We start from the raw sequence: 12,433 nt of genomic DNA, 5'->3' as shown, positions 1-12,433 counted from the left end.
GTGCTGCGCCCCAAAGGACGTGCCGCTCAGATCAAGGGGCAGTGCGACTGGTTCGGTAGCGGCCCGGGGTGGTGCCGATGATGTTGGTGAAGGCGGCGATGAAGCTGCTGGGGTTCGCCCATCCGCAGGCGTACGCGACGTGGGTCGTATCGTGACCGTCGGCAAGCAGGACAAGTGCGTGATAGATGCGTAGTTGTGTGCGCCATTGATAGAAGGTCATGCCGAGTTCGTTGTGGAACAGTCGGCTGAGAGTGCGTGCGCTGGCTCCGATCTGCTGTCCGAGTTCGGCGAGTGAGCTGTTGTCCGCGGGCCGCTGGTACAGCATTTGCGCAATGGCGCGCAACCGATCGTCGCGTGGTTCGGGCAGTTGCAGTGGCTGCTCGTGTGCTTCGCGGAGTTCGTCGACGAGTACTCGGCGAAGCCGAGCAAGTGCGGCGCGATCGAATTCGCGTGGGCCCGTGAGGGTCAGCAGGATTTCGCGGGCGAGATCGGAGACCATGAAAACGGCAGGTTGCTCTGGCGCGAGCCGGGCCAGGGACGCCGGGAGGAACAGGATCCGCATATCGGTATCGCTGTGCGCGCGGTGGTAGTGCGTGAACCCGGCGGGGGTCCATGCGATTCGATTGGCCGGAACGATCGATGTGCCACGTTCGGTGTGCACTGACAGAACGCCGCGCGCGGCGTACACCAGGTGTCCACGTGGATGGGAATGCACAGTGCTCGTTCCCCCCGACGACCAGAGATGAACTCCTCCAGAGGGCCACAGACGCGACGTCCGACCGGGCGAGGGAATTTGGCGGCCTACGGGCATATGTTGGCATTCTACCGGTAGCCAGCCATACGGCCTACTGGCCAGAGTGAAGGCATGCGCGATGATCTTCACTCAGCCAGCACCACGAACTCACGCCGTCGGAAAATGCGAGCGGCGGTCTGTGTCCGAGCCGGTGGCCCGGAAGTACTGGAGATTCGTGAGCTACCGGTGCCAGCGGTTCGGGATGGCTGGAGCCTGGTGCAGGTCAAGGGCGCGGGCTTGAACCGATCGGAGCTGCGGACCCGTCAAGGGCATTCCCCGAACGTGAGGTTCCCGCGTGTGCTCGGGATCGAATGTGTGGGAATCGTGGCAGCCTCGACCGATCCCCTACTGCCGGAGGGGACGCAGGTTGCCGCGGTGATGGGTGAGATGGGCCGGGAGTTCGACGGCGGCTACGCGGAGTACGCGTTGTTGCCGAACTCGCTGCTCATGCCGGTCACGAGCACGTTGCCGTGGGATGTGTTGGCCGCGCTACCCGAAACCTACTTGACCGCACAGGGCTCGCTGGACGCGTTGGGCATAGTGCCGGGTAGCACGGGACAGCTGCTGATCCGCGGCGGGACCTCGTCGGTAGGGATGGCCGCCGCGTCGATCGCATCCGGCTACGGCGTCGAGACCGCGGCCACGACTCGGCGACAAGGCAAGAGCGACGCATTGACCACGGCCGGCGTCGACCACGTACTCCTCGACACCGGTGAATCGCTGAGGGCGAGCGTGCACGCGGTTTGGCCCGAGGGCCCGGACTATGTCCTGGATCTTGTCGGGACAAGCACGGCGGTGGACTCGTTGCGCCTGGTCCGTCGCGGCGGGACAGTGTGTGTATCAGGCTCTCTCAGCGGCTGGCTGATCCAGAACTTCGAACCGATAGCGATGATCCCCTCTGGCACCAAGCTCACGGCTTTCCACAGCGACAACTTCAAGGGGCGCGCGGGCACGACCGTGTTGCGACGCGTCATCGGCCAGGTCGAGGCGGGCGTCTATCGGCCAAACATCGACCGCGTCTTCGGCCTGGACGACATCGTCGCGGCACACCACCACATGCAAAACAACCAAGCCACCGGAAAAGTTGTCGTGGTGCCCTAGCTACATCCTGCTGACCGAGACGGCCAGTACACCGAGCCGGGGCTGGGCGGCAGGCTGAAATCGGGCTTCCCGCGGTGTGCGCACTGCGGGGTTGCGCCATTTGCCAGGGCGTTCGGGCTGTGCCAGCGGCCCGGTGATCTGCCCTTGTCATGCGCTTGGTTGCGCGGTGGCTGTCGATGACCGAAGGAGTGTTATGACGATCGGAGTGGAGCCGGTGCGGCGACCGGAGGGCGCCTTCGGCAGGGCCGGCGCCGATGGTTCGGTCGTGGTGGCACTCGATGGGGCGTGCGGACTTTCGCGGGAGCGGATCGGGGGCAAAGCGTGGAGCGTTGATCACATGCGAGGGTTGGGGTTGCCGGTCCCGCCCGCATTCGTGCTGACAACCGAGGCCTGGGCGGAATTCGGGGCCAACGGTGGGATGCTCGGCGCGCAGCTCTGGGCCGGAGTGCGAGACGGTATCGCCGCATTGGAGCGCGGAACGGGGCGGCGGTTCGGGGCCGCCGAGCATCCGTTGCTGGTGTCGGTGCGGTCCGGGGCCGCGGTGAGTATGCCGGGGATGATGGATACCGTGCTGAATCTGGGCATGAACGACTCGGTCGAGCGAGCATTGACCGCCGAGACGCGAAATCCGGGATACGCCAGTGATACTCGCCGGCGGTTCGTCACCCAGTATCGGGAGATCGTGCTCGGTGACCCGAATGGCGTGGTGCCGGAGGATCCCTGGGAGCAGTTGCGTGGCGCGGTCACCGCGGTATTCCGTTCGTGGGATTCCGCGCGGGCCAAGACCTATCGGCGTACCCGGGGTGTTTCCGATGCGCTCGGTACGGCGGTCACGGTGCAGGCCATGGTCTTCGGAAACCTCGACGCGCTCTCGGGGACCGGCGTGCTGTTCAGCCGGAATCCGAATACCGGTGCGCGTGCGGTCTTCGGCGAATGGTTGGTCGGCGGACAGGGTGAGGATGTCGTCTCCGGACGCACCACCCCGCGTCCACTCGACGAACTCGCGGTGACGCTGCCGCAGGTGCACCGCCAATTGCTCGCCGCCGCCGAACTGCTCGAGCGCGACGGTCGCGATATCCAGGATATCGAGTTCACCGTCGAATCCGGCCGCCTGTGGCTATTGCAGTCGCGACCGGCGAAACGCTCTGCGCGCGCGGCGGTTCGCGCCGCCGTCGCCATGGCCGATGAGGGACTCATCGATGCGGATGAGGCACTGCGCCGGGTCGATGCCGACCAGGTGCGCACCGTCCTGCGGCCCGCATCGGGCGATGACACCGGACTGAGCCCGCTGGCCCAGGGTGAATCCGCATGTCCCGGACTCGCCTCCGGCATCGTCGTCACCGATCCCGACGAAGCCGAAACCCGTTCGGCCGCAGGCGAGCACGTGATCCTGGCACGTCCGACCACCAGCCCGGACGATCTGCACGGGATGATCGCGGCGCAGGCCATCGTCACCGAACTCGGCGGTGCCACCTCGCATGCCGCGCTGGTCAGCCGGGAGCTGGGCCGTCCGTGCGTAGTCGGCTGCGGGGCTGGGGTTGTCGAGGCACTGGTCGGTCGCATCGTCACCGTCGATGGTGGGGCGGGCACCGTGTGGCCGGGCCAAGTGGGCGGCAAGGCAGTGGAAGCCTCGGTAATCGAGGATATCGAGCGACTCGCACAATGGGCACAGGTCGATTCGGCCCAGCTGCCCGTGTTCCTGTCGAAACGGAACGACGATCGTTCAGCGGCAACGGATTCCGATTCGGCTCGTTTGCCGATGACCCAAGATACCAACGGCAACAAGGTCTCCGAACTCGCTGTCCTGCGCCTGATCGGCATCAAGGGGCGAGTTGAGCCGGACACCATCGCCGCAAGCCTCACAATCTCCGAGACCGAAGCCGGCTCGCGCACTGCCGATTTCGTGACACGCGGGCTGTGCGCCCGCACACCTGTCGGCGTTCGCCTGACCCCGCAGGGCCGCGAACAACTCGCCCAACTCCTCGAACACGAGCGCGCCGATCTCGACCGTAGCGACCTCGCCGCGGCCTACGATGAATTCTGCGAGTTCAATGCCGAGCTGAAGGCAATCATCACGGCCTGGCAAATGAAGGACGCGAGCACGGTGAACGATCATTCCGACAACACCTATGACGCAGCTGTTTTGGCGCGCTTGACCGCACTGCACCACGGCGTCACACCCCTTGTCGAACGCATCAGCGCCATCGCGCCGCGCCTGGCTCCCTACACCGACCGCCTGGCCCGCGCCGTCGAGCGGATGAACGGCGGCGACCACAGCTGGGTGGCTCGGCCGATCATCGACAGCTATCACACCGTGTGGTTCGAATTGCACGAGGACCTCATCGGTCTGTGCGGCCTGAGCCGCACCGACGAGGCCGCCGCGGGCAGGGCCCACTAGCGCGATGTTCACCGATAGCGCCCAGCGGCGATGGGTCGAGTTCGCCGAGATCGACAATGTCCGCGACCTCGGCGGACTTCCCGTGATCGGCGGCGGCACAACCCGATTCGGCGTCGTCTACCGCTCCAGCACCCCCCAGCATCTCACCGAGGACGATCTGGCCATGCTGACCGGCCCGGTCGGCGTGCGCACGCTGATCGACCTGCGCAACCCCGATGAGGTACTACGCGAGGGTTATGGCCTACTGACCGGCAGCGCGACGGTGCGCATGGTCAATCTCCCGGTGCGCAAGTCGACCGACGTCGTCGCGACCCCCGCCGATCTGGTTCCCGACGGCAGACAGTACGACCTTGTCGCGTTATATCGCGAACTCCTCACCGGCAGTAGCGAAGCCATTGTGACGGCGGCCCGCCTGATCGGCGATGCCTCGCGGCACTCGGTCGTCTTCCATTGCGCCGCTGGCAAAGACCGCACCGGCATCCTCGCGGCCATGGTGCTGGACGCGGTGGGTGTCCCCGCGGAGGCCATCGCCGCCGATTACGCGCTCACCGGCGAACGCTTGGAACGCATCCGCGAACGCCTGGACGCGCTGCCGTCGTATCACGGGCTGCCACCGGTCCGCACCGGCATCCTCGCGGTCGATCCGGATGTGATCATCCGGTTCCTCGACGAATTGCACACTACCCATGACGGAGCGGCAGAATGGCTGCGCACCAACGGACTATCCCGTGCGGAACTCGCGCAGCTGCGCGCGATGCTCGTCGACTAGTCCCCGCGGTGGCGACTGTTCACCCGGAATTACCGCCGAAAGTCCAGTAGGGTCACCAGCGTGCACGACGATGTCGACTACACGAAGCTGGCCACCCCCGCCGAGAAGAAGAAATACGCCAAGCAGAACAGCTTGATGTACGGCGGGCTGATCGCCATCGGCGTCGTCATCCTCCAGGGCTTCCTCACGGCCTCGCCGCTGGGCACATCCGGTCGGATCTCCATGATCGCCTTCGCGATCTCGCTGCCACTGCTCGCGGTGCTGCTGATGCTCGACGAATGGCAGTCGGGCGAACAAGCGCCCAGCCCGAGCATGACCGACGAGGCAGCCAAAGCCATCGCCCTGCTCAGCTCCCTCGTCGGCGTCGTCGCGGCCTTCTGGCATATCGACTGGAGCGCGGGCGTCGCGGTGATCGCGGCCGGAGTGGTCGCGCTCGGGGTCTACGGAACGCATTTCAGCAGTACGAGTTTCAGCCAGGCAGTGCTGCGCCGTAACCAGCAGCGGGCTGCCGCGGCCCAGGCGACAACACCCGCGACGGAAACGTCGCAGCCGACCGCACCCCAATCACCGGCGTCTCAGCCGCCAACGCCCCAACCATTGGCTCCGCAGCCGTCGGCTCCCCAGTCCCCAGCAGCTCAGACCACTACTCCTGGCCCGACTGCGGACCAGCTCGAGTCGCCCCGGACCGCAACACCCGAGCCGACGGCACCTGGACCAGCGAACCCCCACACAGCAGTTACCGAGCCAACAGCACCTGAGCCGACAGCCCCGGACGCGACGACAACCCCGTCCACAACGCACGAGGCGACAACGTCCGAGTCCACCACTCCCGAACCAACAACGGCCGAGCTAAAAAAGCCCTGACCAGCGCCGACTCAGTCGGCAGCACCGTACGAACGGCGCCCGACCCAACAACACCGGACGCGACGACAACCCGTCCACAACGCCCGAGGCGACGACACCCACGCCCACAACACACGAGTCGACGGCTCCCCAGCCAACGACGGCCGAGCCCACATCACCCGAGTCGCCGACCCGGACCAGAGCTGCCAAGCCGACAACGACACCCACGTCCAGGGCGGCCGAGCCGCCAGCGCTTCAGACCACAGCGCACGAGCAGACAACGACATCCGAGTCCGCAGCGCCTGCGGGCCACGACGCCCCAGACCACCGCTGCCGAACCGATTACCGCCGCGGCGACGACACCCGCGTCCACGGCTCCCGAGCCAACTCGGAGCACATCGTCCGAATCCCCCGAAAAACACCCGGAAGCAGCCGCCAAACCCCTGACCCGCGACATCTCAATGTCTCAGACCTGACCTCAACGAGGTCAGCGCACGTCATGATGAGCCTTATGACGACGCGCGAGGTAGTGAGAGCAGGCGCGTTCACGAGGATCTACGACCCCGGCGACGAGGAAACACACCCCTGGTACATCAACGACCACACCGTCGTCCGCGATGAAGTCGGCCGCTGGCATCTGTTCGGCATCACCCATCCCGAACCGGCAGACCCGTTCCACGAAACGGAATTCGCGCACGCCACCGCACACCAACTCCAGGGACCGTGGACCAAGCGAGCTCCAGCCCTGACCGTCGATCCGGATTACGGCGAAACCCATCTCTGGGCACCGCATGTCATCGGCGTCGATGGTCGCTACTACATGTTCTACGCGGGCGGCGGCCCCGACCGCACCGCCGCCACCATCAACCTCGCCACCTCGACCGACCTGTTCGGCTGGACCCGCAGCCGAGCCGGACCGTTGTTCGGTGACGGCTACGACGCCAGGGATCCGATGGTCGTGCGCATCGGCGAGAAATGGGTCATGTACTACTGCGCTACCAGTACGCCGAGCGGTGGACACCACGTCGTCGCCTATCGCACCAGCGGCGATCTCCTGCACTGGGGCGACCGCCATATCGCATACACCGACCCCACCGTCGGCACCGAAGCGGGCAATACCGAATCACCGTTCGTGGCGCACCACGGCGGCTGGTGGTACCTGTTCATCGGTCCGCGCCCGCGCTACGTCGGCACCGATGTATTCCGCAGCGACAACCCCTTCCGGTTCCGCATCGGCGACAAGGTCGGCCATATCGCTGCCCACGCCGCCGAACTCGTGCGGGACGACGACCGCTGGTGGATCACCAGCGCGGGCTGGGCCCAGGGCGGCGTCCACCTCGCACCACTCACCTTCCCCACCCCGCGTTCCGTCACCGCGGACGTTCCCCGCTGAGCGCTCGCACCATACCGGCCACCAGCACCCTGGTCTGCTCGAATGACGCTTCGGATACCGCCGGCGCGTTGACCACCGTGCGCATGACCCCCAGCCCGAGCAGCAGCGCACCGATCAGTTCCGCACGCAAGTCACCGTCCGCACCGCCCAGGCGCGTGGCCATCTCGCGCAGATAACCATCGCAGAGTTGCGCGCGCAACTGGTCGCGCACGACGTCATGACCGGCCGATCGCAGCCCCGCGACCAGTGGATGTTCACCGCCGAATTCGGGCCAGTCATCGAACACGACATCACGCAGAAGGGCATCCGCGATCGAGACAACGGGTCGATGCTGGTCGGCCGCAACGCCTTTCGGAATCTCGATATGCATCGCCTCGGCATAGAGCTTTTCTTTGGAACCGAAGTACCGGAACACCAGTGCAGGATCGACGCCCACATCACCGGCGATATCGCGGACTCCGGTGCGGTCGAATCCGGTCGTGGCGAACCGCATTCGGGCGGCATCCAAGAGTGCGGATCGGGTGGCGGCACGGTCGCGCCGACGGCCCGGCGCTGCGGTTTCGGTCATCTAGTCAGCATAAGTCACCAATTGTTGACTTGCGTCTCGCAGTCCTCTTAGCCTCGATGTCATCGGCCGATGACTCAACCGAAAGTGATTCGAGGAGAAGCGATTCGATGCGCACCTACGTGATAACCGGCGGTACCGACGGCATGGGCAAGGGGCTCGGCCTGCACTTCCTCAGCCGCGGCGACCGTGTGCTCGCGGTGGCCAGCGGCGCTGTGAAGGGCGCCCGATTCCTGCGCGAGGCCGCCGCCCTCGGCGCCGCCGACCAGGCCAGCTTCATCCAGGCCGACCTGAGCACGCTCGCGGGCATGCACAAGGTCATCGCGGAAGCCGCCGCGGTCACCGATACCGTCGATGGTGTCGTCTTCGGCGCGCAGAACTTCCGGTCCGAACGTCAGGAGACCGCCGATGGCTTCGAATACACCTTCGCCCTGACCTACCTGAGCCGCTATGTCATCGGACACGGACTCTTCGACGCACTGGAACGCGCCGAAGCCCCGGTCATCATGAATATCGCGGGTCCGGGCGGGCTGCCGGGCACCATCGAATGGGACGATCTGCAGCTACGAACCGGTTTTCGCGGCATGCGCGCGGCCATGCAGTCCTCGCGCTGCATCGACCTGCTCGGGGTGGCATTCGCGCAACGTCATCCGGGAGCCCGCACGCGATATGTCCTGTACAACCCGCTCATGGTGCGTACCGCCATGGCCGACCCGCTGCCGACGGCGCACCGCATCCTCACCAAGACGTGGCTCCTACTCGCCGGCCAACCGGTGCGCAAGGCCATCGTCCCCATCGCCGAACTGATCGACCATCCACCGACCGAACCGATCACCGCTTTCCGGCGCCGCACGCGACTCACCTTGGCGGGCAAGGACTTCGATCCCGAGCGTGCCCGGCGGCTCGACGCGATCACCGCCGAGTTGGTCGACAGCCGGGTCACCGGCGGATAACGACCTCGAACCCGCTCGCCCGAAGCCGACCACCGGCGGCCCCCTTCGGATAGATAATCCTGGAGGGGGCCTGCGCGTTGGGAGGCGGTCGGGATGGCGCGGATAGGGGTCATGAGCGTGTCCGATGGGCGTGATTATGTGCACGCCGGGATCACGGAGTTCATCGAGTCGGCCGAGGATCGGCTGGTCAGCGCGTTGCGGACGGCCGGCCACGAGGTTATCCGCGGCGCGACGCAGATCAGTACGAATGCGCTGGCTGGATCGGTGGCGCGCGAAGTGGCCGCCGCCGGTGTGGATCTCACGGTGCTGCACTACGCGGTCTGGGCGTTCCCGCACTTCACTATGTTGGCCGCGGGTGCGACGCCCGGTCCGCTGCTGTTGCTGTCCAACATTGATCCGGTGCAACCGGGCATGGTCGGCATGCTGGCCGCGGGTGGTGCGCTGGATCAGATCGGTCGCACGCACACCCGGTTGTGGGGCGATCCGGCCGATACCGAGCTCATCGAGGCGATCGGTACCCGGGCGACTGCGGCCGCCGCGGTATCGAGCTTGCGCGGCAGCACTTTCGGGCGCTTCGGCGGTCGGCCGATGGGGATGAATACGGCCGTCGCCAATACCGATCAGTGGCAGCGCCTGTTCGGCATCGACGTCGAGGAGATCGATCAGTGGGAGATCGTCCGCCGCGCCGAACAGGCCGATGCCGGTGAGGCGAAAGGTGCGCGAGAGTGGTTGGAACGCCATACCGCCGGTGTGCACTACGACGGCGTGAAACTCACTCCGGAATTGCTGGAACGCCAGCTTCGCTCGTATCTGGCCGTGCGTGAGTTGATCGAGGAATGGCGGCTGGACTTCTCGGGTATCAAGGGCCAGCCCGAGCTCACCCAGTACTTCGCCACCATGGATATCACCGAGGCGTTCCTCAATGATCCCTACGATTGGAACGGCCCCAAACAACCCCATGTGTGTGCGACCGAAGCGGATATGGACGGCGCACTCACCATGCGGCTGCTGCAGCAGATCGCCGACACTCCGGTGCTTTTCGCCGACGTCCGGCATTATCACGCGGACCGCGATATCTGGGATCTGTGCAATTCGGGCCAGCACGCCACCTGGTTCGCCGCACGCAGCGACGAGCCGACGGAGAATCTCGCCAACGTACATCTCTACCCCGAGGTGTTCTTCTTCCCGGCGGGCGGCGCGTCGGTGCACCATCTGGCCGCGCCCGGCCGCATGACGCTGGCGCGGCTCACCCGCAAGGACGGTAACTACCGAATGCAATTGATGCTGGGCGATTTCGAGACCTATGACCAGGCGACCAATGAATCGCTGATGAAACAGTCCACCTGGGAATGGCCGCATGCCTTCGCCCGGTTGGACGCACATGCCGACGATTTCCTGTCCCGCTTCGGCGCCAACCATATTCACGCCGTCCCCGGCGACCATCGAGCCACTGTCCGGGCCGCCTGTGAACTGCTCGATATCACCCTCGACGAGTTCACCCGATGACGAGCGCATTTCTCGGCGTCGATATCGGGACCTCCAGCTCCAAGGGCGTCCCGGTCCGGTCGCAAGGCACCGTTATCGCCAGATCCGAACGAACGCAAGGTGTTTCGACACCGCGATTGGGCGCACGACTGGGCCGCAGTTGTTGCTCCCGGTCTGAAGCTGCCCGAGTCGGCCTGGCCCACCGAAGTTGGCGGCAAGGTGAGTGCGACCTGATGGCCGAGGCTGCCGACGTCCCGGCGGGCAGTCGCGGCCTGCTCGCGCTGCCGTACTTCGCAGGCGAACGCACGCCGCTGTTCGACCTGGATGCCAGGGGCGTTATCGCGGGCCGCACCCTCGGCCACGGACGTGCGGAGTTGTACCGCGCGGTGCCGGAGGGCATCGCCTATGGGGTGCGGCACAACCTCGAAGCCATGGCAGGCGGTCAGACCCGGCGACTGGTCGCGGTCGGCGAACCCGAACAGCCGCCGACCACCACCTCCTACCAGAAACGCGCGGGCCACGCCGCCGTCACCGACCGATACGGCTGGCCCGGGCTGTGAACGTCGCGGGTTCGGCATCGGAACTCTGGCGGCTCGATGCCGCACGCACCCGCTCGATCAGCGCGGAGAATCCGACCGGCTCCCCCGGTGCCGGAGCTCGCGCCATCGAGGGCACCGGCGCGCATGCGGCGCGGCTGCTCGGACCCGGTTGGAAAATCTCCCCGTCCATTCACCTCGGTGCGGGCGAAACCGTGACGCTGGCAGATATTTCCGGCTCCGGTGTGCTGCGCCACTGCTGGCTCACTACCGACCGGACGGTGCTGCGGCAGCTCACGCTTCGCATGTACTGGGACGACGAACCCGAGCCGTCGATCGACCTTCCACTAGGCGATTTCTTCTGCAACGGCTGGGACGAACTGGCACTTGTACACTCCGAGATGGTCGTCGTCGCTCCCGCCGGTGGACTGAACAGCTTCTGGCCCATGCCTTTTCGCGCGCACGCCAGGATCACACTGCACAATGCCAGCGACCGTGCGGTGCCGGTCTACTACCAATTCACCTATACCGAGGAGGTCGTCCCCGACGCGGCCGGATATCTGCACGCACTGCGCCGCCACAGCACGCCCCTCAACGAGCCCGCTGTGCACACAATCCTCGACGCGGTACCGGGGCCCGGCCGATATGTCGGCACCTACCTGGCGATTCGGCCCGGCGCACCAGGCTGGTGGGGCGAGGGCGAGCTGAAGTTCTACCTCGATGGCGACACCACACATCCAACACTGTGCGGCACCGGCACCGAGGACTACTTCGGTGGCGCATGGAATTTCGATCTCGACGGTGCTTACCGGACATATTCGACGCCTTACCTCGGCCTGCACCAGGTCCTGCCGCCCGATGAGATCTACCAGCCGCACCAGCGATTCGGGATGTACCGCTGGCATATTCGCGATCCGATCTGTTTCCAGCAGGAGTTGCGCGTAACGATCCAGGCGCTCGGCTGGCACGACGACGGCACCTATCTCCCGCTGACCGAAGCGGATATCGCGACAACGGCGCTGTGGTATCAGAGCCGCCTAATCGCGGCCTAGCTCGTCATCCGGAAGTTCCATGGCGAGTAGCTCGTCGGCGCGGTTCAGCGCGTCATCCATCGCCGACTCGATGCCGTCCATAACCGAAAGTCCGTCCAGCAGACCGGACAACTCGCGCCGGGCGGCTTCCAATTCCGCGACCGCCGGATCGACGCGATACCACCCGACACTCTCACGCCACCAAACATTTTCGTCGATCCACGCCCACATGACATCGCGCACCAGCTTGGCATCGGGAGTGTACATCTGGAAGCACTCGCCCGATCCGGCCGCGCGGTGCTCGAGTTCGTACACGCCGTCGGGAAGCAGGCGAGCCTGGATGTAGGCGTGCTCGCCGCGTTCGACCACAATCGCCGGAAATTCCGGGTCTGGTGGTTCGCGCAGCAGATCGTCCAGCAGCGGATCCGTCAGGGCGGGCAGTGTGGTTCCGTCGCCCGTGCGGACGTGCACGTCGGCATGCCGGTCCGGGTCGTCGTTCACCGCGACAGTCTGCCTCATCCAGAAATCCGCGATGCGGCGGGGCGAAATGCGACGGCGCGGCGGGG

General features: G+C 65.9%; 12 protein-coding genes. 9 read left to right on the top strand and 3 right to left on the bottom strand.

Translation table 11 applies throughout. The features are described from left to right. Positions 1–31 precede the first annotated feature (31 nt). Positions 32–715 (bottom strand): helix-turn-helix transcriptional regulator, encoded by a 684-nt coding sequence (locus tag ACIBJI_RS16115; protein ID WP_364343419.1) that lies wholly within the window; start codon positions 713–715, stop codon positions 32–34. A 150-nt stretch (positions 716–865) separates the two neighbouring features. Here ACIBJI_RS16115 and ACIBJI_RS16110 point away from each other — a divergent pair, with 150 nt between their 5' ends. From ACIBJI_RS16110 to ACIBJI_RS16090, 5 genes are all read left to right on the top strand, one after another. Beyond that, complete coding sequence (locus ACIBJI_RS16110) at positions 866–1,894, top strand: zinc-binding dehydrogenase (RefSeq protein ID WP_396955442.1); 1,029 nt, start codon at positions 866–868, stop codon at positions 1,892–1,894. 193 nt (positions 1,895–2,087) lie between these two features. Then, positions 2,088–4,292 (top strand): pyruvate, phosphate dikinase, encoded by a 2,205-nt coding sequence (locus ACIBJI_RS16105; protein ID WP_364343425.1) that lies wholly within the window; start codon positions 2,088–2,090, stop codon positions 4,290–4,292. A 4-nt stretch (positions 4,293–4,296) separates the two neighbouring features. Beyond that, positions 4,297–5,061: a tyrosine-protein phosphatase gene (locus ACIBJI_RS16100; RefSeq protein WP_364343428.1), complete on the top strand. Its 765-nt coding sequence runs from the start codon at positions 4,297–4,299 to the stop codon at positions 5,059–5,061. A gap of 60 nt (positions 5,062–5,121) precedes the next feature. Further along, positions 5,122–5,925 carry a hypothetical protein gene (locus tag ACIBJI_RS16095; RefSeq protein WP_364343431.1) on the top strand — a complete coding sequence of 268 codons (804 nt, stop codon included), beginning with the start codon at positions 5,122–5,124 and terminating at the stop codon, positions 5,923–5,925. Between the two features lie 490 nt (positions 5,926–6,415). After that, a complete protein-coding gene (locus tag ACIBJI_RS16090; RefSeq protein WP_396955438.1) occupies positions 6,416–7,297 on the top strand; it encodes a glycosyl hydrolase family 32 in 882 nt (293 codons plus the stop codon). On the opposite strand, the gene ACIBJI_RS16085 is transcribed toward ACIBJI_RS16090, so the two are convergent. Then, positions 7,275–7,865, bottom strand: coding sequence for a TetR family transcriptional regulator (locus ACIBJI_RS16085; protein WP_364343437.1), 591 nt, complete (start codon positions 7,863–7,865; stop codon positions 7,275–7,277). The two genes, ACIBJI_RS16090 and ACIBJI_RS16085, sit on opposite strands and share 23 nt — an antisense overlap. 107 nt (positions 7,866–7,972) lie before the next feature. Between ACIBJI_RS16085 and ACIBJI_RS16080 the strand changes: the two genes are divergently transcribed. The 4 genes from ACIBJI_RS16080 (at position 7,973) to ACIBJI_RS16065 (ending at position 11,888) form a co-directional block, all read left to right on the top strand. Next, positions 7,973–8,815 (top strand): SDR family NAD(P)-dependent oxidoreductase, encoded by an 843-nt coding sequence (locus ACIBJI_RS16080; protein WP_364343440.1) that lies wholly within the window; start codon positions 7,973–7,975, stop codon positions 8,813–8,815. 93 nt (positions 8,816–8,908) lie between these two features. Next, on the top strand, positions 8,909–10,321 hold the full coding sequence (locus ACIBJI_RS16075) for an L-fucose/L-arabinose isomerase family protein (protein ID WP_364343443.1): 1,413 nt from the start codon (positions 8,909–8,911) through the stop codon (positions 10,319–10,321). A 212-nt stretch (positions 10,322–10,533) separates the two neighbouring features. Continuing rightward, the gene (locus tag ACIBJI_RS16070) at positions 10,534–10,860 is read left to right on the top strand and encodes an FGGY-family carbohydrate kinase (RefSeq protein ID WP_396955436.1); all 327 of its coding nucleotides are present in this window, start codon (positions 10,534–10,536) and stop codon (positions 10,858–10,860) included. Continuing rightward, positions 10,857–11,888: a glycoside hydrolase family 172 protein gene (locus ACIBJI_RS16065; RefSeq protein WP_364343446.1), complete on the top strand. Its 1,032-nt coding sequence runs from the start codon at positions 10,857–10,859 to the stop codon at positions 11,886–11,888. Before ACIBJI_RS16070 ends, ACIBJI_RS16065 begins: the two co-directional genes overlap by 4 nt. Here ACIBJI_RS16065 and ACIBJI_RS16060 read toward each other — a convergent pair. After that, positions 11,874–12,386 carry a hypothetical protein gene (locus ACIBJI_RS16060; protein ID WP_364343449.1) on the bottom strand — a complete coding sequence of 171 codons (513 nt, stop codon included), beginning with the start codon at positions 12,384–12,386 and terminating at the stop codon, positions 11,874–11,876. The two genes, ACIBJI_RS16065 and ACIBJI_RS16060, sit on opposite strands and share 15 nt — an antisense overlap. Positions 12,387–12,433 lie beyond the last annotated feature (47 nt).

This window comes from Nocardia sp. NPDC050408, assembly GCF_044458905.1.
In the GTDB taxonomy this organism is placed as follows: Bacteria; Actinomycetota; Actinomycetes; order Mycobacteriales; family Mycobacteriaceae; genus Nocardia.
Note: the sequence above shows the minus strand (reverse complement) of the source record. Positions and strands in the feature narration are given on the sequence as shown.